This is a genomic window from Thermoplasmata archaeon (assembly GCA_038729465.1).
Taxonomy (GTDB): Archaea; Thermoplasmatota; Thermoplasmata; order Thermoplasmatales; family ARK-15; genus JAVRLB01.
Genome location: JAVYRZ010000010.1, coordinates 14,531 through 36,406 on the forward strand (window position 1 = coordinate 14,531; position 21,876 = coordinate 36,406).

Sequence of the window (21,876 nt, forward strand, 5' to 3'; positions counted from 1 at the left end):
TCTTATCCGTACTTATATGTGACTCCGTAAGATCCTCTTGGATAGTTCCAGTCTAACGCTTTGCTATCGCATACTATAAAGCATGACCCACATTCTACACAATCCTCATAGTGAAACACTACCTGATTGTTTTCAATAACATAGCATTTTGCAGGACAAGAGTGCACACAAAACTTGCCCTGGCAAACATCGCACAATCTTGGGTCTTTAAGTATAATGTGTGGTTTGGAATCTACCTTGTATTTTATCAATGCTAGTCTATCATCAATACTAAGTTCACTCATAGAGCTCTACCTCCACTCAATGCATCCATTAATAAAGTTGTCAACGGAACATTCTCCTGTCTTAAAAGTTGCATGATCTTCTTTTTTGGCATTCCATCAGAAATAACAATATTTCTCATAATGTTATTTATCATCTCTGGATATTCTTTATAGAATCTCTCATTTTCTACTGCTTTAGGCGCTTTTTTATAAGTGTACATATCTTTCATTATCACGCTGTTCTTCAACATTGTTTCATACTGCATCATACTCTTTGCTGAAAAGTCTTTTTCTTTATGTGCCCTTATAGCATTTTGTGCTGCTAGTATGCCGGACAATATTGCAAGATCAACGCCATTTAAATATATGCCTGATGAATTAACAAATCCCGCGGCATCTCCAACTACCATCATTCCATCTCTGTAAAGCTTTGGAACCATCTGTAACCCGCGTTCAGGTATTACGTGTGCTGAATACTCTTTAATCGTGCCACCTTCTATAAGATCGCTGATATATGGATTCGCTCTGAAATTTTCAATCAAATCATACGCATAATACTCGCTTTTGCGCATGGCTTCCAAAGATACAATCAGTCCCAGAGACACCGTGTTTTTATTGGTATATACAAATCCTCCACCGCGCAGTTTTCTGGTCGGTGCGCCCAGAATGAGCTCTTCTACACCCTCTCCCTTCTTCAATCCAAATCTTTTATCAATCTCTCCTTCAGGCAGCTCTATAATCTCTTTCATTCCCAGTCCCACATCCTGAGGCTTCGGTACTGTTTTCAGCCCAGCCTTCTGAGAAATTAATGATATTACGCCATCTGCGGCAATAACCACATCACCTTCCACAACATCAGACTCTGACTTTATGCCAATCACTTTATCACCATCATATACAAGATCATCAACCTTGATTCCAGTGCCTATTAATGCTCCAGCTTCTTCTGCCTTCTGAGAAAACCACTTGTCAAATTTTGCTCTCAATACTGAAAAACCGTTATATGGCGGTTCTCTAAATTTTTGATTTTTATAGTCAATTGAAACATATGATTCATCAGTTAAAAATGTGATTTTTCGCTGCGATATCGGCCTTTCTACAGGTGCTTCTTTCCAAAACTCCGGAATCATCTTTCGAAGCGTATCCACATAAAGTACACCGCCAAACATGTTCTTAGAGCCTGAATTATCGCCACGCTCTGCCACAAAAGTATTCAAACCGGCTTTCGCAGCAGTGTATGCGGCTGCTAATCCTGCAGGGCCCCCGCCAACTACTATTAAATCAAACTTATCAGACATAATCAGATCACTGAGAAGGTATATTGAAAATATACATTTAAATTTTATCTATAAATGCTAAAAATAGTTTGTTTATGATTATCAAGTTAAATTTTTATATTACTTTAAAAGATCTTTACAAATATCTGGACTTTCTTAAATTTAGCCGATAAGAGCAATAGTATATAATTCGTTACGGCATAATTCAGATATTCTTGAACAGTTCAACCTTTGTATCTCTTATAGTTGGCCTAAGCTTTCTTGCAATATTGAGGTCTCTAAGATCAATCTGGTATTTTAATACCTGAGGCTTGAAATATGGCGCTTTAGCAAGTATCTCGCCTTTGGGCCCAATTATTGCCGACCCACCCCAGTAAACAAGACTTCTCTGTGTTCCTGCCCAGTTATTGTAAATATAAAATACCGAGTTTTCAATAGCCCGTGAAACCATCAGATTCTCGAAATAAACTCTTGAAGTGATCGGGCTGGCAGAAATATTGACTATGATATCGGCACCTTTTAATGCCTGAATTTTTGAGATTTCAGGGAAGAATATATCATAGCAAATCTGTATGCCTATCTTCCCAAATTTAGTATTATAAACATTTATTTCGTTTGAATCTGAAAAATAGATCTTTTCTTCAAATGGCCCGAAATTGGGCAGGTATATTTTCCTCACTGTAGCAACAAGATCTTTAGAGATCAATGCTGCAGAGTTATAGTACTGACCATTATGCTCTTCAGGATAACCGAATATTACTGTTTTATCATACTTTTCAGTCACATTTTTTACAGTTTTAAAATCCTCGATGTCCTGATTCAAATGATATTTGAACAGCTCATCGCGAATCATGTATCCTGTAATAAACAGCTCTGGAAATATAAGCAGTTTAGAGTCTTGAGTTTTAATCTGCTCAATTAAGAATTGCAGATTTTTCTGGTAGTTCATGGATCCCGAAGGCTGATAAACTGAGATGCTTAGCATAAATCACATAATATATTTTGAGGTATTTATGGTTTTAGCTCTTTTTTGATTGCTTTTACTTCTTCACCTGAAGGATGGTATGGGATATTATACACTGCTTTACCGGGCCTTTCATTATAGTAAGGCCTGTTACAACCCTTGCAACCAGAGGTCATAAATGCAATTCCTTCATTAATTATTTTATCAAGGTTTTCAAATACAATGTTTTTAAGCATGTTGTTTTCAAACTCAAAATTTTGGATCTTTGCATCGTAATTTTCTATAAGGTACCTTGCCAGCTGCACTTTTCTGTATCTGTTCAGGTTCGGTGCCTCCAAGTTCAAATTTCTGTTGACCGGAGTATAAGCGAAAAGTGCAATGCTGATCTCTGCATCTTTTAGTCTTAACATCAATTTAATCAAGTCTCTGTCATTTTCTCCGAGCCCTACAATAAGGTGTGTGTTCACATGCTCAAATATTTTTTTGGCATTTAAAAGTGCGTTCCAGTGTTCTTCCCAAGTAAACCTATTACCTACCATACGTCCTTTGTATTTTTCAAACAGTGGTGGTGTGGCAGCATCAAGGGCAAAGCTGATCGTGTCTACATAATCTCTGAACAGGATCATTGATGCATTGGAGATTGGAGTTATCGAAATGGAGATTGGCACGTTCAAATTTTTCAACCTGCTCAAAAATTCAAGAAGCTCTTTCTCTACACCGAGATAATCTAAAGTCTGAACACAGATCCTAGCTAATTTGCTCACTCTTAATTTCTCTATTACCAGATCTGTATCATATGAGAACCATGGTACTCTAGAAAGCATATTTTCTTGCGCGTGAGAATATGCCTGCGCACAAAAAGAGCAATTTGAATTACATTTTTCACCAAACATTATGTATATTGTGGATACTGGAAAATTCAAGTTACCAGGCTTGAGACCCAGGTATATAGCAGATGCTAACGATAATTTAACATTCATTTCACCCAGATATCGAAACCAATTATTAAAAATATTTGATTTTGAATTTAAAAAAGTTATAAATATGCAATTTTTATATATTCTTCTGGTAGAGTATGAATATAAAATTTAAGATCTGGCTAGAGCACGATAATAGGTACGTTTTAGGAGAGGGTTCTTATGCGCTTTTAAAAAAAATAGATGAGCTAAAAAACTTAAAAGCTGCAGCAGATTCACTAAAAATGTCATATCGTTATGCTTGGGGGGTAATAAAGAAGATCGAAACTGCATATCAGCAGAAAGTTGTAATCGCTGAAAGAGGGGGAATTGGAAGAGGAAACACAAAGTTAACTGCACAAGGCCTAAGTTTAATTAATGATTATGAAAAATACTTTAACATTTTTACATATTATTCAACCAGGCCATACAAATTACCATCAGTTGCTGTAGATGGAATACTTATTATTAATGATAACATAACGCTTGTAAAGAGGAAAAATGAACCTTTTAAAGGTTATCTAGCGCTGCCGGGGGGATTTGTAGAATATGGAGAGAACTTAGAATCTGCGGTTGTGAGAGAGATCTTTGAGGAAATTGGAATAAAAGCTAGGGTTGAACGGTTACTTAACGTTTATTCAGATCCATATCGTGACCCGAGAGGGCATGTTATCTCTGCAGTATATGTATTGGAAGCAATTGGAGGATCTTTAAGAGCGGGTGATGATGCAGAGTCGGTGTTATTATTATCTAGGGACCAGATTCCAGTACTGGCATTTGATCACAATAAGATTATAGAATACTTTTTCAACTCTAGATAAAGATTATGCTGTGCAACAATCGCATGGCTATTTTAGTATCTTTCTAACGCAAGATACATTATTCTTGCTCACATTTTTGATCTATTCAGGTATTCTTGTAGTTATTTGAACACTCTTTTATAAATTAAATCGATGAAAAATTATAGTAACAAAAAATAGAGACTGTATTTTGATAAGAATTTTTAAACGTTTTGAAAGTTAAAAAAATATTTTTTCACTCGATCTTGGTATTTATCCTGAAAATTACTCCTGTACCCTTTAGAGAAAGATAAAGCTTTGTAACTGTATCATTATACTCTTGCTCACTGTCAAACTCTTTTACAAAATCAAACTGCCCAAATACTGACATAAAACCGCTCTCTTTTAAAATTTGTATGATCTCTAACGGAGATACGCCATCAGGACTAAAATATATTTTAACATATAATTTCATCCTCTCACCTTTATTGAATCTGGATGCTCTCTACTGGAAAATATCTATTCATCAGCTCTCTTGCAAGTTTCAGGTTTTTGCCATCCTTGCCTATGGCCCTTGCCTTTTCAGCCATGTTCACGTGTACCACTATGCTAAATTTTCCATTTGCATCGTCCATCTCCACGTTTGTTACTCTGAACCTATAAAAAAAGTTGCTTATAAATCGTTTTGGATCCATGCTATATTCAAGAACCCATATATTCTTGCCAAGCATTTCTCTCACTTTCTGTATATTTGCACCGTTATTCTGAATCGCTTTTTGCAAACTTCCAGGAAATATAACAAACACAATTACGCTATCATCTTCCAATACATCCATAACTTCTACTTTCGTGTTTGAGAAAAATACATTCATCATTCTCAATGAACGATCATCCAGTTTGATAGATCCCATACAATTCATCCTTCTATCAAGCCGAGTAATGCTGAGTTCCCCGGATCTGACACTGTAATTATGGATATACTGTAAACAGCCCCGCACATAGATCCCAACTCGCTGCTTTTTCCATTATATAGGTAGATCGGTACATTCTCAATCTTATTTTTCAAAAAGTTAGGGTCCGGGCAATCGCTTGCAACTATGTACAACTTTGCAATGTTCAATTTTAAACTTTTCTTTGCCTGTTTAAGTCCAAAATACAGTTTTCCAGTTTCCATAGCATTCTTTATCTCTTTTGCTAAATTCATTTTTTCACCTCTTTCTGCTCATACTTATAGATCAATGGTACTGCACCAGTTCCTAGTGTTATAGGCTGTCCCACTATTATGTTTTCAGCCACGCCGTTAAGTTCATCAACCTCACCTAACAATCCTGCTTTCATCAGGTGTTTGGCAGTGATCTCAAATGCCGCTCTTGCTAGCACACTCGCTTTTTTGCCTGCTATACCATGCCTGCCTATCGCTTCCACATCACCTTCGAAGGTCATCATGTCCGCTACCAGCATCAGATGCCGCATATCCACAAAAAGACCCTGATCAGCTAGCGTTTTGTTCATCTCAATCATTATTGCATTTCTTGCCGCTTCTACGCCCAGCACGTTGTAAATCTCGATTATATCGTTGGTAACTACCTTCTTCCCGTTGACACCGTCCATCTCTAGTATCTCTTTCAGATTACTGCCCTGCGTAAAGATCTTGTACTCTTTTGTAGCATCATCAAGCTTGATAATCGCTCTTTTTATGCCGGATATGCCTTGCAACAGCAGGTTTTTTATTGATTCACTCAGGAGGTATAGCTTTTTGTAAGAACTCTCATCCAGCGAAATCTTTATCACATGACCTTCTTCTACTATGCTCATTTTATATCCTTTGATCTTCTCTATTTTCTCTTTCAGCAGATGCTCTGATATACCTCGTTCCTTGATCTTCCTTGGCTCTGGCCTGACCTGAATCTGCATCTCTGCCTCCAATATCTCTACATCTGCAACATCCAGAACCGTAGTGCTCTCTATCTTTTTAGCGAGCTCTTTCGCTTTGTCTTGGTCCTTTGCATAATCTTCAGTTAAATAGATTTCTGCCATAGGTGTGCTCGGCGTGATTCTTGCGTCCACAATCTCGATCAATCTTGGCAATCCTTTTGTGATATCCACCTCTGCAACACCTGCATAGTGAAATGTCTTTAAAGTAAGCTGCGTGCCCGGCTCGCCGATAGACTGCGCTGCTATTATTCCTACTGCTTCATAATTGTCAACTTTCACGGTCTTATATTCGTCGCATACTTTCTTGATAATATCTTTCAGCTCCTTTTCTTTAATATCAATATTCTTTAATTTTTCATCTAAGTCCTTGATAAGCTTGTTTGGCAATTCAACACCATGCTGCTTGCCATATTCGTAAATCTTTAATTCAAATTCGCTTAATTCTGGCACTTTTTTGATCAGTTCAGGAACATATTCTTCAAGGCTCAAATATGTAAATTTAGTCACTTTTTTGATCGATTTCCCAGCCTCGTTTTCAAAATCTTTAACTGGAATAGGAGATATCTGTTCTAGCTCTTCTATAAAAAACACGTTTTCAATGGTTTTTGCTTTTCTTTGAAAATCCAGTTTTTGATCCACATATTTCTCCATTCTTGTTACAAGAGCATAATAGGTGACATTTTCACCATCTACAGTCAAATACATTTTTAATGGTACTTTAATGCTATGCTCAAATTTGAATTCTACACCAAAGGTTGCAGGTAAGGCCTCTTTTAAGCTATCTATAATTTGCTGTGACTCTCTCCATAAAATAGTTATCATGATTATTTCCTCCTTCTCTTTGAGTAGTCAGGGATCACTTCTGTAATCGCCTTGTCTATGTCCACAGCATTTCCTTGAAACGCACGAGTAGGATCCGTACCATCTTCTCCAAACTTAAATTGTATTATCGCACCTGTAGTGTCCACAACCTTAGTCATGTCGTCTGCCTTCAAATCTTCAAGTGCATTTATCAATCTTCTTTGCATGTATCCGCTTCTTGATGTACGCACAGCTGTATCTACCAGCCCTTCTCTGCCACCCATTGCGTGAAAGAAATATTCTGTCGGATTTAAACCATCTTTATATGATGATCTAACATATCCGTGAGCAAAAGGGCCAAGATCATCTTTTTTAAAGTGTGGCAAAGTCCTGTTTTGATATCCTCTCTGTATTCTCTTTCCTCGCACTGCCTGCTGCCCTATATTTGCAGCAACCTGCGCAAGATTTAACATTGATGCCCTGGCTCCAGATCTTGCCATTTTTACAGATGAGTTGTCCATACCCAGCACTTTACTGACCACATCACCAGCAGTCTTCTGATAGTCTGACAGTGTTTTCATAATCAGTTCTTCCAGTGTCTCTTCCAGTGACTTTCCAGGAGAACCCTGCAAAAGGCCACGTTTATAGATGTCTATCAGTTCCTGCGTTTTTGATTCTGCATCATTTAATATTTCGGAAACCTGATATTTTGCCTCTTCTGGTATATCATCGTCATCTATGCCTGTACTGAACCCCAAATAGGATATTACTCCCACAGACAATCTTGTAAAGTTATTGATGAACTCGGCTGCTATCTCTGGTCCATAGTCCCTAGAAACTCGATCCAATAACACACCTTTAAATGCGCCCAATCCTTTTTCGTCAATAGCACCACTTATCAGCTTACCGTTTTTTATGGCAACGTACGCATCATAAGGACAGGTTTCAAAAGTGCAGGTTTTACAGACTTTCTCTCCTTCACAAAGTTTGTTTTTATATTCAAAGTTCATATCTTTTGGTAAAATAAGAGAAAACAGATCTTTACCATAGTAATATTCCTTGCCATTCTCTAAAATAGGTTCTGGCAGCTTATCGTATTTTACGTAAGAAAGTATGTGCAATGCATCTACTTTACTGAACTTTGGATTTTTGTAAGTCAACAAAAACAGGCCAGTAATGTGATCATGTACACCTCCGATTATGGGACCTCCAAATCTAGGGGATCGTATATGCTCTTGCACAAGCATCAAAATTCTCGCTTCTGCCCTGGCTTCTTCTCCCTGCAGCACATGCAGATTCATCTCATCGCCATCAAAATCTGCATTGTAAGGAGGACAAACTGCAAGATTGAACCTGAACGTTCTGCCGTTCATTACGCGTACTCTGTGAGCCATCATTGACATTCTGTGCAGCGATGGCTGCCTGTTAAAAAGTACAATGTCCCCATCAGTTAACTGCCTCTCTACAATCCATCCATATTCAAGCTTTTTAGAAACCTCTTCTGCATTAGATTCTGTGATCTTTATTCTCTTACTGTCCGGCCTGATTACATAATTAGCGCCGGCTATATACTTAGTACCTTTTGGTTCAGGGCCTAATTTTACAATTTCTCGCGTTTTTTCAATATTAAAAGGCGTAACTATCATGGGCACTGTCAGTTCTCTTGCTGCTAGCTCAGGTACACCTACTTCGTTAATAGACAAAAACGGTTCTGGCGATATTACAGTCCTTGCTGAAAAGTTAACTCTCTTACCTGACAGATTAGCTCTGAACCTGCCCTCTTTGCCTTTCAGCCTCTGTACCAACGTTTTTAATGGTCTTCCACTTCTGTGCCTTGCCGGTGGTATGCCAGAGGTCTGATTATCTAAAAACGTGGTAATATGATATTGCAACAACTCCCATAAATCTTCAATAATTAGCTGAGGTGCGCCGCTGTCCCTACTTTCTCTAAGCCTTTGATTGATCCTGATTATATCCACAAGCTTGTGTGTTAAATCATCCTCGCTTCTCTCTCCGGTCTCTAAAGTAATGGTAGGTCTCACATTAACCGGTGGAACTGGTAATACAGTCAAAATCATCCACTCAGGTCTTGCAACTTTAGGATTTACACCAATGTATGGTAAATCATCATCCGGGATGCGCTCTAAGCGCTCTCTTATCTCTCTGGGTGTAATCTTTGCATTGTCTTCTCTGAAAGTGGTAGGCTTATCTAACATTATCTTTTTCTGCTCTGCTCCACAGTGTGGGCAAACTGTCTTAGAGGCAGCTTCATCCATCACTTTTTTAATCAACAGTGAATTTTCAGTGCTTTCTATGCCAGAGTCTATAGCTTTCATGATCTCGCTTTTGTACATCAGAAGCTCTGAATCATCCAGTTTAACCCTTCCACACTTACTGCATGTAGAATCTAAATAAGTTTTGATCTCTTTTATGAACCCCACATGAACAACTGGCATTGCTAGTTCAATGTGCCCGAAATGACCTGGGCATTCATCTACCTTGCCATTGCAAGTTTTGCATTTTAATCCTGGCTCGATCACTCCCATTCTCAGGTCCATCAACCCTCGTTCAATCGGAAAACCATCTTCATCATAAGTATCTGCATCACTAACTTTTACTGCACTGAGTTTTCTGATCTCGTCCGGAGATAATAATGCAAATTTTAGATAATTAATCCTTTTGCTCATTGTTGATCTCATCATTTTAAATCACCCAACACCATTCTCATAACCACGCCAAGTGACATTACTTCATCTCTCATCAACTTAAATGCGTAGCTCGTTTCAATCATGTATATATTAGTTTTATTGCCACATACGGGACACCTTAAAGAACCTGTCTTTCGGTCAAATATTGCAACATGACCACAGTTGGGATTGCCGCATACGTAAAGTAATGTTCCGTCTGATTGATCCAGTAATCGGTCTTTGATAACCATCGCCGCTCCATGCCCTATTAAAGTATCACGTTCCATCTCTCCAAACCTCAGTCCGCCCTGCCTGGATCTTCCTTCTGTAGGCTGCCTTGTCAAAATCTGCACCGGCCCACGAGATCTTGCATGGAATTTGCCACCAACCATATGGTGCAGTTTTTGATAGTAAATTACCCCTGTGAATATTTCTGCTTCGAGCTTCTTACCAGTTATACCATCGTACATGATCTCTCTGCCATTATAATCAAACCCGTTTTCTTTTAATGCATTTCTCAAAGCCTCTTCTGGCTCTCCAGAAAACACTGTGCCGTCTATAAACCTGCCTTCCATGGCCCCTACCTTACCTCCAATCATCTCTAACAGATGCCCTATTGTTAATCTGGATGGTATTGCATGAGGATTTATTATCAAGTCTGGTATCACTCCATCCTCAGTAAATGGCAGGTCTTCCTGTGGCACTATGGCACCCAGCACACCTTTCTGCCCATGTCGCGACGCAAATTTATCACCAAGCTCTGGTATGCGTTCGTCTCTGACCTTCACTTTTACAAGCTTGTTTCCGTTCTCAGATGTTGTCAATATTACTCCATCCACAAAACCACTCTCTTCTGGCCTTATCGTTACTGATGATTCTCTCCTCTTTTGCGGAGAAATTATGTCGGTCTGTTCTTCCAAAAATCTGGGTGGAGATGTCTTGCCAATCAGCACCTCTCCCCCGCTAACAAATCGTTCTGGGGATATAATCCCATCTGTGTCCAAGAAACGATATGCTTCCTCTGTCCTTACACCTTTTACATCAGGGCTAGGAATCTCAAATCGATCCATCTGACCACCCGGATACCTGCGCTCTTCTGATTGGTAAGTTCTGAAAAACGTACTTCTTCCAAGCCCTCTCTCAACCGCGGCTTTGTTCATTACCAGTGCATCCTGGATGTTATAACCCTGGTAGGATACTACCGCTACCACAAAATTCTGACCTGATGGACGCTTTATGAATTTTGAAAATTCCATGCTCTTTGTTTTTAACAGTGGAACCTGAGGATAATGCAATAGATGCTCCCTAGTATCTGGCCGCATTCTGTAATTTGATGCAGGCAATCCCAGAGACTGTTTTGTCATTGCCGCTCCTAACGTAATTCTTGAAGACATATTATGCTCAGGATAAGGAACCATGCCCGCTATCACACCCAGTATCAAAATAGGATCTATCTCTAAATGTGTATGCTCTTTATTCAGCAGTTTTTCAACTTTAAAAGTGCCTTTACAGTAAGTGCACATTAGATCTATATTTTTCTCATCTTTACCTGGATTTTGCCAGATCGCATCATTTCTGCTTAAAATATGCCCGCATTTCGGGCATTTTGGTGGCACATTATATGGGTATACTGCAATAAAAGCGTTATCTTCTTCATCAGCATCGACCCACTCTATCACGCTCTCTTTCAATAGGTCTGCAATGGTTTTCTTGCCACTTTGCAACATCTCCTGGTGTTTATGTGTGTAAAGTATCGATCCATCTTTTACTATAAACAAAGGTCTTCTTATGCGACCTTTATCTGCATTGATCATAAGCTCGTTTGTGATACTATCATATCTCATGTTGATGTTATGAGACAGATCGCCATATCTGCGCTTTTCTTTAAGATAGTTCAATAGTTCAATAGGATCTTCATAAAACCCTACTAGATCACCGTTTAAATACACTCTTGCAAGCTTTCCAGTATCATGAGCTATCATTTTCAGACCTTTATCATTCAACTCCTTTTTTATTGGTTCTATAGGCGTGTCTTCAGAAATATCTATGATTAAAGCTGCGTTTTTTACAAGCCCGCAATTCTGACCTTCAGGCGTTTCATTGGGGCATAACCGACCCCACTGTGTAGGATGTAAGTCTCTGGCCTCAAAGTGAGGCTGGGACCTTGTGAGAGGTGAGGTGATCCTTCTCAGATGGCTGATCATGCTTAGATAGGATGTTCGATCTAACAATTGTGATACCCCCGTCCTTCCTCCAACCCAGTTTCCGGTTGCCATCGCATGCAATATTTTCTGGGTAAGGACATCTTGCCGCACTGCAGCACGAAGCTTGATCATCCCCTTCTTTCGATTGTAAGTCCTTTCTAAATGATATTTCAGGTCTTTCAATAATGATTCAAAAGCATCTCTAAAGAGCTCTTCTAATAGGTCTCCTGCGAGCTTTAATCGCTTATTGGATAGATTATCTTTATCGTCTTCAGACCTCAAATTAAAATGCAGTTCTAATGCCATTCTGGCCATTCTGCCTAGATAAAGTGCTTTTTTAAGGCGATCTGATGGTTTGTCTCCCAGATGTGGTAATAGGGACTTGTCTAGTATCTGCGAGATCCTTTTTTCACGGTATTCTTTAGCCTGTCCTGCCGCAAATCTTTTTTCGAGATAGCTAATCGCATCATTGGTGCTCATTATCCCTTCATCAATGTACCCTTTTTCACGCTCACAATCTTCAATGTTTGCCAGAACAATAGGGCCCATCTTTTCGTTGCTTACTATCGCATTATAGATCTCTTCATCCTTCTCCATCCCAAGCGCTTTCATCAGTATTATTAATGATAAAGAGCCGGATATGACTGGTATAGAAACTAACATCATACCATCCAGTTTCTTCTCAACGGTAATTAAAGATCTGTACCCTTCCACTTGCGAAAATATCTTGGCTACTTCCACCGTAGTATCGTATTTGTCCTCTTTTTCTACCAGTACTCGATTCGGTGCCAGATCTTCAAGTGTCACTAATACTCGCTCAGTTCCTGACACTATAAAATATCCACCCGGGTCTTCAGGGTCTTCCTTCAGAAACTGCAGCTTTTTTTCATAGCTGTCGTTTTTGGATATTGCCGCCGGTTTTTTAGCATATTCATCTTGCAGATAATCATCAATATTTTTTTCATTTAAAACGCAAACTTTAGACTTTATCATTATCGGTATATCGCCGATCTTAACTTCTTCTGCCTCTTTAGTTATCGTTTCATTCGTCTTTTCATCAATATCAATTTCCTGAAAAGTTATGAACAGCTCACCACTGTATGTAAAATCCCTGATTCTCGCCTCCATGGGTGTCTTTATTCTGTTAAAATCAGAGCCCCCTCTGCCGGCGGACATCACAAACTTTACTGTAGGCCGGTCTGGATTTTCTTTGTCTCTCCCAAACCTTATTTTTATTATCTTACCACTGGTCTTGCTCTTGTCTAAGGTTAACTCGCCAGGTATGTCTTCATCGGAGATCTTAGTACTGTCTATTATGTGCTGTAACACATTTTCAACATTGTCTGCCGATGGAATAAAACTATTATACGAAGCTATCTGATGATTTACTATACTTCTTTCTCTAAAGAACGCATCAATTACATTTTTCATATTTTAATACACCTTTTTAATTTTATTTTTTTAAAATAGCTGGTTACTGTTCAACTACAGTTCTATAAACTATAGTCTTCCCGGCCACAGTGCTGTCCCGTATTATCTTTACAATTCGTCCAGACTCTATCGGCCCATAAATTTTTTCAAGTATCTTTACCGCTGGATCAGATCTATAAATTTTCGGCAGTAAACTCTTATCAACTGATAGTTCTTGAAGTATCTTTTCTTCCTCCTCTCGGGGAACTAAATAATGTTCAGGAACTAATTCATGTTCTAGGACATTAAATTTTTTCATATTATTATTACTCCTTTAAACTTATTACGGGTCCGAGGGGATTTGAACCCCCGGCCACCTGGTTAAAAGCCAGATGCTCTACCGTACTGAGCTACGGACCCAGCTATTTTTAATTGAATGCTTTTTCATACATACATAAGTATCATATAAATTTTATGGTGTTTTATGGCTTTAAACAGCAATTGACAAAGTACCCTGATTTTCACATTTTTGGTCATAAAACACGCAGTTTAAAGTATCTGGATATAAAAGCGAAAAATACATTAAATTTATCACTCTTTACCAAACCGGTCAAGGATCTCAATACCATTTTCTCTTACTAAAATATGGTTTTTAACTCTTATCCCACCTCTGTTATGTATATATATTCCAGGTTCTAAAGTAAATATCATGTTCCTCTCTAATATATCTGATGTACCGGGATAGATCATTGGCTTGTAAAAGCCACCAAGTGCATGGCCAGTGTAATGTTCATACTCAAATCCTTTCCTCTTTAATCTGGATCGTATAAAATCATCAAGATTCTGCATTTCAGAGCCAGGGAAAAGCATCGAGGTAGCAGATTGCAGTACATCGTTCAGAAAATTCAGTTTTTCTGCCCAAAAACTATCAAAATTCGTGAATATCATTCTGCCAATAGAGCCAGAATAGCCTCTGTATACTGGAGCAGTATCTATTAAAATCATCTCGTTTTCTTCAAGCCTCTTTTCCGATGCAACACCCATTGGATATGCTGTTCTTTTCCCAAACAATACGACCGTAGGATAAAGATAATGATCAATTCCTAACTTTTCCAAGTTAAAATCAATTTCTGCCTTTACCTCATATTCACGCAATCCTATTTTTATTGATTCTACAGCCTTGTTCAAAGATATATCAATTTTTTCAGTCAGCTCTCTGAATACTTTCAGATCTTCTTCCATTGGTTTTTTAAGTATGTCGCTTAATATATCCGTAATATCGAAAGTCTCTTTAAAAATATGCTTTGTTGCATAAACCCTGCCTCTTATCAGTTTTTTCAGCTCCATTTCTGGATCTTTAGTAATAATTATGTCGTGATTCAATCTCAAATTTTCAAGCTCTTCTTCAAAGACCTTGTGAGCTATTATTTTGATGTCCGCGCCTGTTACTAAAAGATAGCTTAAACTTTTCGTGCCCAAAAATTTCAATAGCTCTGGGGCCTCAGAGTCTATAACTGCAACATCATCTTTTAATTTTCTTTGTAACAATCTCAATCTTATATCATTAGGGTCCATCAAAAATAGAATAAAAATAAAAAGTATAAAAATGTTGGTTATTTTATAAAGTTTCCAACCTTTCTGATACAATTGCTGTCTAGCATGCATTTAATCTTCATTTTTGCGCTATCTATGTTTATAGATGCATCGTTAAACAGCTCGTCATGGCTCTTCTTTATTCTTGCCACACCCTGATCTATTGCCTTTTCGGCCACTGCTGTTGCTTCTCTCGCAAACAAATATGAATTTTCCATTGTTGGAACAATATAATCCTCTCTCAGGCCCTCTTCCTCCGCAACTGATGCTATTGCCATGCTTGCGGCTATTGCCATCTCATCAGTGATCGTTTTTGCTCTGACATCAAGTGTACCTCTGAAAATCCCAGGAAAACCTATAGAGTTATTAAGCTGATTTGGAAAGTCAGATCTGCCAGTGCCAATGATTTTTGCACCTGCTTCTTTTGCTTCCCAAGGCCATATTTCAGGAACTGGGTTTGCCACCGCAAACACGATAGAATCCTTATTCATTTTAGAGACCCATTCTTTCTTAATAACGTTTGGCCCAGACTTAGATGCTGCAATCATAACATCAACACCTATCATCGCTTCTGCCATATCTCCAGCTCTGTTCTCTCCATTTGTTATCTGCGCGTATTCCCATTTGTAAGGATTATTGCGAGCCTCATTTTCCAAGTCTTTTCTATGCACGTTTAAAATTCCTTTACTGTCCACCAAAATTATATTCTTTGGGTTAGCACCTACTTTTATCAATATTCTTGTAAGTGCTATGTTCGCAGCGCCTGCTCCTACTATTGTTATCGTTGCATCTTTAATTTTTCTGTTTGTCAATTTAAGCGCGTTAATAACACCTGCCAACACTACGGATGCTGTGCCTTGCTGGTCGTCATGCCATACAGGTATGTCCAACTCGGCCCTGAGTCTCTCTAGTATATGAAAACATTTTGGAGTTGCCATATCTTCTAAATTTATGCCCCCAAATGTTGGAGCAATCGTCTTAACAGTCTTTATGATCTCTTCTGGATCTTGTGTATTTAACATTATAGGAAACGCGTCAACGCCACCTAGATACTTGAAAAGTAAAGCTTTACCTTCCATAACCGGCAGTCCAGCCAGTGGCCCTATATTTCCCAGGCCAAGAACTCTTGACCCATCAGATACTATCGCAACATTGTTCCATTTATTGGTATATTCATATACCTTGTCAGGATCTTTAGCAATTTCTTTACATGGTTCGGCGACCCCCGGTGTGTACCATACACTGAAATCTTGGTAATCAGTAATTGAACATTTTGGCATTACCTCAATCTTCCCTTTAAAGAACGAATGCCATGAGTTTGCTTTCTTTGCGGGTTCATTCGCTTTTCTTTCCAGTTCTTCTACATTTTGGTTGTACATATTTATCAAAACAGTAATAGCAAATTCTTATTTAAAATTGACGAGTTTTTTTTTAAGTTGACGATTTCTTTTTCAAAATGTATAAAAATATAATTAAAAAGTGGGTATCAGACACATCAAAGTGAATGTTCAGACTATCATCAAGTGCTCCACCAGATACTTCAACCCCGCGCCCCTACAAGCACCAAGAGTTCACGGTACCGCTGCTCCCTTCCGGGCCTGGCGGAGTTTCCATGATAAAATATAAGGTGGAATCTCTACAGATTCTGCCTTATACACCTTCGATCTCATAGGACAGGGCATCAACAGTGTAAGGTGGCTTGGTGGTAATCTGGCTACATCGCCTCTGACTGTCGCCCTTGCGTATAGACGATTTCAAGTACAGGAGACGCCTAGCCTCCCGGCCAAGTCTGATACCCAGTTTCATTAATGGTTATTCATTAAAAAAACTTTCGCTTGATGCTCTGTCTATTTTTTTAAAAAGTGATTTTTTCTTAGAATCCTGAACTTGATACATATTTGCAATTGTTGTAATATTTTCTATTTTTTTATAAAAATAACAGAAAATTATATGTTTATCTTTGTATATCTATTTTTTGTATGATCAGTCTGGTTAGAAAGAGAAGTGGAGACTATGTTTTGTACAGCCGTCAGAAAATAGTGGATGCAATATTGAAAGCTTTAAAAAGTACCGAAGAAATTGAGAGCCCGGAGAAGGTCTGTGAAAAGTTGGGCGAATCAGTTGAAAAAAAGTTGCTTCAGCAATTTCAGAACTCAGTACCTTCTGTAGAAAACATCCAGGATCTGGTAGAAGAAACGCTGATGGAAGCAAATCTGGTAAAAACTGCAAAAGCTTATATTTTATACAGGCAAAAGAGAAAGGAAATTCGCGAGATCAAGTACATGTATGGTATAAAGGATGATTTAAAACTGAATGTAAATGCCATAAAAGTACTTGAATCCAGATATTTATTGAAAGATGATTTTGGGAGAGTCATAGAGACTCCAAGAGAGATGTTCTACAGAGTTGCCAGATATGTTGGGTTAGTAGAAATTCTCTATGATGAGCAGGTATATGATATTAATAAAAAACAGAAAGATCGTGACACATCTTATATGTATGAAAATAAAAAGATACGTCTGTCAAGATTTGAGAAAGAGATGCTTTTAAGGGCATTTGACTCTCTCAATAAAGAGCATGCGATGAAAGTGAATTTTGAAGATATGCTTAACATACTGGATGAAAAGAGTGAGGAGATTGAAGAGTATATCAGAAAATACTATGATATCATGGTCAATTTGCAATTTTTGCCAAATTCGCCGACTTTGATGAACTCAAATACGTCTATAAGCCAGTTATCTGCTTGCTTTGTAGTTCCGATATACGATTCGATAGACTCTATATATGACGCTGTAAAATACGCTGCAATTATACATAAGAGTGGAGGCGGTACAGGCTTTTCATTTTCTAGGCTCAGGCCTGAAGGAGATTTAGTGGGATCAACGAAAGGAGTGGCTTCAGGGCCGGTCTCTTTTATGGAGATATTTGATAAATCAACAACAATAATAAAGCAGGGTGGTAAGAGAAGAGGAGCAAACATGGGAATCTTGAGAATAGATCATCCGGACATCATATCATTTATTACTGCAAAAGGATTTGATGGAAAGTTACAGAACTTCAATCTCAGTGTTGCAATCACTGATACGTTTATGGAGGCGCTGAAAGATAATGGTAGTTTTGATCTTGTAAATCCCAGGACACAGGAAGTAACTGCCACAGTTCCCGCCTCACAGTTATGGAACCTGATAGTTTCGCAAGCTTGGAAAACTGGAGATCCGGGAGTAATATTTATTGACGAGATCAATAAAAAGAATCCTACTCCCTATCTTGGTGAGATCGAGGCAACAAACCCCTGCGGAGAGCAGCCTCTGCTACCATACGAGTCCTGTAATCTTGGGTCTATAAATCTGACAAAATTTGTAGAAGAAGGTGCCATTAACTGGGAAAAGCTAAAGAAGGTAATCAAAATAGCAGTGAATTTTCTGGATAATGTGATTGATGCAAATAAATATCCTTTGCCTCAAATAGAGTATATGACAAAACAGACTAGAAAGATAGGGCTTGGGGTTATGGGACTGGCAGAACTGTTTTTAAAGTTGAAGATCCCATATAATTCTAAAGAGGCAATAGAGCTGGCAGATAAAATTGCGACATTTTTGGAGCGAGAGAGTCATAAAGCCAGTGAGGATTTGAGTTTAAGAAAAGGCACTTTTACGGCTTGGGGCAATTCGGTATGGCATGATCGGAGTGTGCCAATGCGTAATGCGAGCACAACAACCATCGCTCCTACTGGATCAATATCGATCATAGCTGGAACTTCATCTGGCATCGAGCCGTTATACGGGGTAGTGTTTGTAAGGCATGTACTGGAAGGTGCCGAACTGCTAGAGATCAATCCTCAGTTCGAAGAGTTTTTGAAGAAAAACAACAAATATTCTGAAAACTTGATTAAAGACATTGCGGGATCTGACTCATTGCAAAATTTTGATTTCCCGGATGAGATAAAAAGATTGTTTGTGACTGCACATGACATCGATTATACCTGGCACATTCTAATGCAGTCTGTGTTTCAGAGCCATGTAGATAATGCAGTTTCTAAAACCATAAACTTGAAAAATGAAGCTGGGCTGGATGAGGTAGAAAATGCATTTTTGCTCGCTTACAAGTTACATTGCAAAGGCATCACTATTTATCGTGATAAGAGCAAGGTTTCTCAGGTGCTTTACAGAGGAGAAGAAGAGGACCTCTCAGAATTAATAGAAAAATACATAGGTTCTAAAAAAAGTGAATTTGTGCAGAAAAAAATATAATTTTAAAATATTTTTGGTTTTTTTATTTTTTCATATAAGTTCAATATTATCAACACTATAATATAAGCGCAAAGTGCCAATCCCAAAAATTGGAATACAGCAAGATTATATAGGAGTTTAATTGCATACACTACCCCGAAAGGTATGTAAATTAATATCCCAGCCAGCAATATCATCAAAATTCCAGCCATATTTCCGCCAAAAGATGTTGCTGTGACTGTATCAGTATCAGGTGTCAATTTTGAAAACAGGTAAATGTTTGTAAAATAAAGCGTATCAAATGCTGCAGCCAATATATCTAACCACAGAAAAAACATTAAAAAGTTGAATAAGTTCAATATATAAGCCATTAAAATTAATATTATTGAAAGAATTATTACGAATATTATAAATTCAGATTTTGCTTTTATTTTTGCTAACTGATTTTTTGAAACTGGTAGCATATTCAGCACCCAGTATGATTTGCCTTCCATCACCATGGTTGAAAGCGAGGCTATGGAGAGCATTATTACTATTATCAGAGAGGAACCTAAAAGATAGGTGAAAGAGATGCTAGTTTGCCCTATTATGTTCATTATTAATGGTATAAAAAATGCGAAAGGAATTATAAATGAAATAAGTGCTTGAGGTTTTCTTCCCAAAAAGTGAGCTGTACGTATTAAATATCCGAGCCATGGCGCTTTGTATGAAAGAACAGAATGCTTTATCTTTGTATTTTTTGAGCTTTCTTTGATGTAAAATCCTTCAAAAATAAATTTATTTAGCCTGTTGCTAGAATATACAAAAACTATTGAAAACAGTATTAAATATGCAATCGTAGTAAAAATAGATAGCAGTGGTGCATTAAACGTATTTGCAACCGAGTAAGATGCGGAAAATGGAAACAAAAACCAGTATCCAGAATATTGGAGTGTGAAAACATTGAAAAATCCAAATATGTATCTAGACAGGTAAAAGATCAACTGCCAGAATAGAATTATGAAAATAACAATAAACACTTTTAAAGCCTGTTTAACTGCAGATCTTTTCGACTTGGATCTATACGATTTGGAAGATATAAAAAATGAGAGTAGTATACCGATAGAATACCCAAACATTAAGACTATAAGGATCCATGTAAGTTCTATAATAATGGTAAATAATGAATGATATATCATAAATGTAACTATCGTGACCGGCACAGCTATAAAAAGTACAGATAACCCACTATAAAACAGCCATGAAAGCGTGATTGAATATATAATTGTGCGCTTAGAAATTGGCATAGCTTTCAAAGGTTCTATTAGATTGAGATCAATGATATTCCCTAGAAAAAGCGTTGAATAAAACAGGGATACTATAAATACGAATAGATAGATCACAAAATATACTCCATTTAAAGTTGCGAAGGTGTGTGATAAATAAATATAGTAAGAAAAAGAGGCGGATAAAATAAGGTATATTACTGCAAAATTGAGATTATTGTAAAGCACTACATTTTTTAATCTTGCGTTTATTCTGTTGCTTGATTTATCTCCATTATACGCATTTTTTATACCTAAATATGCCTCTTCTCTTGTTAATATAGTATGTATTTTAAAGCTCATAATTTTTCACTGATCGCATTTATGATCGCTTCAAAGTTACTTTCTCCAGTAACCTTGAAAAACAGCGATTCCAGAGATCCAGAAACTATATTTCTGAGATCTTTGACGTTTCCCTCGGCTACCATAGTTCCATCTTTCAATATTGTAACCCGATCGCATATATTTTCAACAATTTCGAGAATGTGCGTGGAGAATATCACCGTCTTCCCCTGATTGCTGAAACTCTTGATAAGGTCTTTAAGAATTCTAGCGCTTTTAGGGTCTAATCCATTCATTACCTCATCCATGATTATTAATTTTGGATTATGCAATAATGTTCCTATTATCGCAATTTTCTGTTTTGTTCCAAAGGATAGAGATCCTATAAAATCGTTAAGGTACTCGTTCAGCTCAAATGCCGTTACAAGTTCATGGACTCTCCCGAATACTATGTTCTTATCCAGTTTTCGCATTGCGGCTATAAAATCAAAGTATTCTATTGGTGTTAAAGATTCGTACAAAACTGGTACTTCAGGTATGAATCCTACAAGTTCTTTGATCTTTAAATTGTCTGCTACAACATCGAAACCAAGCACTTTCACGGTGCCGAAGGTAGGTATTGAGAGCCCTGCCAATATTCGCATCAGCGTACTTTTACCAGATCCGTTAGGCCCTAAAAGTCCGTATATCTCCCCTTCTTTTATCTGAATGTTCAGGTTACTTAATGCATATTTAGAACCATATGCTTTTGACAAATTTTTAGTTTCTATTACTAGATTATCCACATGATCAATATAGACTTATAATTATTTAAAATTTCTAGGTTATGATTTCTGTTAACCATGTTAACAGCCACCTTTGAGAGTTATCATCTCTTTGATGTTTAAACTTTGCGGGTACAACCCAATACCCTCTATCCCGTCTGCAAATGCTTTGGGAATTGCTTTTTTTATTATGTTATATGTTGCGTTTAGATCCGCATGTATTAATCTTCTATCTGATGCTCTGAATATTCTTCTTTTGATTCTCTTTCCCATGTAAGTGTCATGACGTTTATACTCTCATTATCCAAAAATGAGCATTTGCTCATATGACTTTCATCTATTATTATAACATTTATTTTTAATTCTTCTGCTTTAGATTCCTTACACCAATATCAATCCTCATAACTCTCTGTGATTCTTGCTCTTTT

General features: G+C 37.6%; 18 protein-coding genes, 1 tRNA gene and 1 other RNA gene. 2 read left to right on the forward strand and 18 right to left on the reverse strand.

Translation table 11 applies throughout. The annotated features are described in order from the left end of the window. Nucleotides 1–2: 2 nt before the first annotated feature. The 4 genes from QXQ25_04120 to QXQ25_04135 form a co-directional block, all read right to left on the reverse strand. A complete protein-coding gene (locus QXQ25_04120; protein MEM0160892.1) occupies nucleotides 3–284 on the reverse strand; it encodes a ferredoxin family protein in 282 nt (93 codons plus the stop codon). Continuing rightward, nucleotides 281–1,561, reverse strand: a complete 1,281-nt coding sequence (locus QXQ25_04125) for an FAD-dependent oxidoreductase (GenBank protein MEM0160893.1) — start codon at nucleotides 1,559–1,561, stop codon at nucleotides 281–283. Before QXQ25_04125 ends, QXQ25_04120 begins: the two co-directional genes overlap by 4 nt. A 184-nt stretch (nucleotides 1,562–1,745) precedes the next feature. Further along, nucleotides 1,746–2,525 carry a carbon-nitrogen hydrolase family protein gene (locus QXQ25_04130; GenBank protein ID MEM0160894.1) on the reverse strand — a complete coding sequence of 260 codons (780 nt, stop codon included), beginning with the start codon at nucleotides 2,523–2,525 and terminating at the stop codon, nucleotides 1,746–1,748. A gap of 26 nt (nucleotides 2,526–2,551) precedes the next feature. Further along, nucleotides 2,552–3,484 carry a radical SAM protein gene (locus QXQ25_04135; GenBank protein MEM0160895.1) on the reverse strand — a complete coding sequence of 311 codons (933 nt, stop codon included), beginning with the start codon at nucleotides 3,482–3,484 and terminating at the stop codon, nucleotides 2,552–2,554. A gap of 95 nt (nucleotides 3,485–3,579) precedes the next feature. Here QXQ25_04135 and QXQ25_04140 point away from each other — a divergent pair, with 95 nt between their 5' ends. Then, nucleotides 3,580–4,281: an NUDIX domain-containing protein gene (locus QXQ25_04140; protein ID MEM0160896.1), complete on the forward strand. Its 702-nt coding sequence runs from the start codon at nucleotides 3,580–3,582 to the stop codon at nucleotides 4,279–4,281. A 214-nt stretch (nucleotides 4,282–4,495) separates the two neighbouring features. Here the strand turns inward: QXQ25_04140 and QXQ25_04145 are convergent, their stop codons facing one another. The 11 genes from QXQ25_04145 to ffs all read right to left on the reverse strand — a co-directional run bounded on the left by QXQ25_04145 (nucleotide 4,496) and on the right by ffs (nucleotide 16,664). Beyond that, nucleotides 4,496–4,714: a hypothetical protein gene (locus QXQ25_04145; protein MEM0160897.1), complete on the reverse strand. Its 219-nt coding sequence runs from the start codon at nucleotides 4,712–4,714 to the stop codon at nucleotides 4,496–4,498. A 10-nt stretch (nucleotides 4,715–4,724) separates the two neighbouring features. Next, nucleotides 4,725–5,150: a NusA-like transcription termination signal-binding factor gene (locus tag QXQ25_04150; protein ID MEM0160898.1), complete on the reverse strand. Its 426-nt coding sequence runs from the start codon at nucleotides 5,148–5,150 to the stop codon at nucleotides 4,725–4,727. Nucleotides 5,151–5,155: 5 nt separating this feature from the next. Further along, the gene (locus QXQ25_04155; protein MEM0160899.1) at nucleotides 5,156–5,443 is read right to left on the reverse strand and encodes a 50S ribosomal protein L30e; all 288 of its coding nucleotides are present in this window, start codon (nucleotides 5,441–5,443) and stop codon (nucleotides 5,156–5,158) included. Next, complete coding sequence (gene rpoA2, locus QXQ25_04160; GenBank protein MEM0160900.1) at nucleotides 5,440–6,996, reverse strand: DNA-directed RNA polymerase subunit A''; 1,557 nt, start codon at nucleotides 6,994–6,996, stop codon at nucleotides 5,440–5,442. Before rpoA2 ends, QXQ25_04155 begins: the two co-directional genes overlap by 4 nt. Before the next feature lie 2 nt (nucleotides 6,997–6,998). Next, nucleotides 6,999–9,674: a DNA-directed RNA polymerase subunit A' gene (locus tag QXQ25_04165; GenBank protein MEM0160901.1), complete on the reverse strand. Its 2,676-nt coding sequence runs from the start codon at nucleotides 9,672–9,674 to the stop codon at nucleotides 6,999–7,001. Then, the gene (locus QXQ25_04170) at nucleotides 9,674–13,297 is read right to left on the reverse strand and encodes a DNA-directed RNA polymerase subunit B (protein MEM0160902.1); all 3,624 of its coding nucleotides are present in this window, start codon (nucleotides 13,295–13,297) and stop codon (nucleotides 9,674–9,676) included. The genes QXQ25_04165 and QXQ25_04170 overlap by 1 nt, the downstream gene beginning before the upstream one ends. A gap of 43 nt (nucleotides 13,298–13,340) precedes the next feature. Further along, nucleotides 13,341–13,595: a DNA-directed RNA polymerase subunit H gene (locus tag QXQ25_04175; protein ID MEM0160903.1), complete on the reverse strand. Its 255-nt coding sequence runs from the start codon at nucleotides 13,593–13,595 to the stop codon at nucleotides 13,341–13,343. 27 nt (nucleotides 13,596–13,622) lie between these two features. Further along, nucleotides 13,623–13,696, reverse strand: a tRNA-Lys gene (locus QXQ25_04180). Nucleotides 13,697–13,867: 171 nt separating this feature from the next. Continuing rightward, nucleotides 13,868–14,851 (reverse strand): M24 family metallopeptidase, encoded by a 984-nt coding sequence (locus tag QXQ25_04185; protein ID MEM0160904.1) that lies wholly within the window; start codon nucleotides 14,849–14,851, stop codon nucleotides 13,868–13,870. Nucleotides 14,852–14,889: 38 nt separating this feature from the next. Further along, nucleotides 14,890–16,248, reverse strand: coding sequence for an NADP-dependent malic enzyme (locus QXQ25_04190; GenBank protein ID MEM0160905.1), 1,359 nt, complete (start codon nucleotides 16,246–16,248; stop codon nucleotides 14,890–14,892). A 105-nt stretch (nucleotides 16,249–16,353) separates the two neighbouring features. After that, nucleotides 16,354–16,664: signal recognition particle sRNA (gene ffs / locus QXQ25_04195), an RNA gene on the reverse strand. Nucleotides 16,665–16,848: 184 nt separating this feature from the next. Between ffs and QXQ25_04200 the strand changes: the two genes are divergently transcribed. Beyond that, a complete protein-coding gene (locus tag QXQ25_04200) occupies nucleotides 16,849–19,119 on the forward strand; it encodes an adenosylcobalamin-dependent ribonucleoside-diphosphate reductase (GenBank protein MEM0160906.1) in 2,271 nt (756 codons plus the stop codon). A 2-nt stretch (nucleotides 19,120–19,121) separates the two neighbouring features. On the opposite strand, the gene QXQ25_04205 is transcribed toward QXQ25_04200, so the two are convergent. The 3 genes from QXQ25_04205 to QXQ25_04215 are packed head-to-tail and all read right to left on the reverse strand — an operon-like array spanning nucleotide 19,122 to nucleotide 21,721. Further along, nucleotides 19,122–20,705, reverse strand: coding sequence for a hypothetical protein (locus QXQ25_04205; GenBank protein ID MEM0160907.1), 1,584 nt, complete (start codon nucleotides 20,703–20,705; stop codon nucleotides 19,122–19,124). Then, nucleotides 20,702–21,469 (reverse strand): ABC transporter ATP-binding protein, encoded by a 768-nt coding sequence (locus tag QXQ25_04210; protein MEM0160908.1) that lies wholly within the window; start codon nucleotides 21,467–21,469, stop codon nucleotides 20,702–20,704. Before QXQ25_04210 ends, QXQ25_04205 begins: the two co-directional genes overlap by 4 nt. Before the next feature lie 60 nt (nucleotides 21,470–21,529). Further along, the gene (locus tag QXQ25_04215; GenBank protein MEM0160909.1) at nucleotides 21,530–21,721 is read right to left on the reverse strand and encodes a hypothetical protein; all 192 of its coding nucleotides are present in this window, start codon (nucleotides 21,719–21,721) and stop codon (nucleotides 21,530–21,532) included. Between the last annotated feature and the right edge of the window lie 155 nt (nucleotides 21,722–21,876).

Bases quoted from the DNA above. Each gene is read 5' to 3' on its own strand.
- QXQ25_04185 (MEM0160904.1), bottom strand. From the start codon at position 14,851: ATGGACCCTAATGATATAAGATTGAGATTGTTACAAAGAAAATTAAAA.
- QXQ25_04205 (MEM0160907.1), bottom strand. From the start codon at position 20,705: ATGAGCTTTAAAATACATACTATATTAACAAGAGAAGAGGCATATTTA.
- QXQ25_04135 (MEM0160895.1), bottom strand. From the start codon at position 3,484: ATGAATGTTAAATTATCGTTAGCATCTGCTATATACCTGGGTCTCAAG.
- QXQ25_04190 (MEM0160905.1), bottom strand. From the start codon at position 16,248: ATGTACAACCAAAATGTAGAAGAACTGGAAAGAAAAGCGAATGAACCC.
- QXQ25_04155 (MEM0160899.1), bottom strand. From the start codon at position 5,443: ATGAATTTAGCAAAAGAGATAAAGAATGCTATGGAAACTGGAAAACTG.
- QXQ25_04165 (MEM0160901.1), bottom strand. From the start codon at position 9,674: ATGAGATCAACAATGAGCAAAAGGATTAATTATCTAAAATTTGCATTA.
- QXQ25_04175 (MEM0160903.1), bottom strand. From the start codon at position 13,595: ATGAAAAAATTTAATGTCCTAGAACATGAATTAGTTCCTGAACATTAT.
- QXQ25_04130 (MEM0160894.1), bottom strand. From the start codon at position 2,525: ATGCTAAGCATCTCAGTTTATCAGCCTTCGGGATCCATGAACTACCAG.
- rpoA2 (MEM0160900.1), bottom strand. From the start codon at position 6,996: ATGATAACTATTTTATGGAGAGAGTCACAGCAAATTATAGATAGCTTA.
- QXQ25_04120 (MEM0160892.1), bottom strand. From the start codon at position 284: ATGAGTGAACTTAGTATTGATGATAGACTAGCATTGATAAAATACAAG.
- QXQ25_04200 (MEM0160906.1), top strand. From the start codon at position 16,849: ATGATCAGTCTGGTTAGAAAGAGAAGTGGAGACTATGTTTTGTACAGC.
- QXQ25_04140 (MEM0160896.1), top strand. From the start codon at position 3,580: ATGAATATAAAATTTAAGATCTGGCTAGAGCACGATAATAGGTACGTT.
- QXQ25_04125 (MEM0160893.1), bottom strand. From the start codon at position 1,561: ATGTCTGATAAGTTTGATTTAATAGTAGTTGGCGGGGGCCCTGCAGGA.
- QXQ25_04215 (MEM0160909.1), bottom strand. From the start codon at position 21,721: ATGGGAAAGAGAATCAAAAGAAGAATATTCAGAGCATCAGATAGAAGA.
- QXQ25_04145 (MEM0160897.1), bottom strand. From the start codon at position 4,714: ATGAAATTATATGTTAAAATATATTTTAGTCCTGATGGCGTATCTCCG.
- QXQ25_04150 (MEM0160898.1), bottom strand. From the start codon at position 5,150: ATGGGATCTATCAAACTGGATGATCGTTCATTGAGAATGATGAATGTA.
- QXQ25_04170 (MEM0160902.1), bottom strand. From the start codon at position 13,297: ATGAAAAATGTAATTGATGCGTTCTTTAGAGAAAGAAGTATAGTAAAT.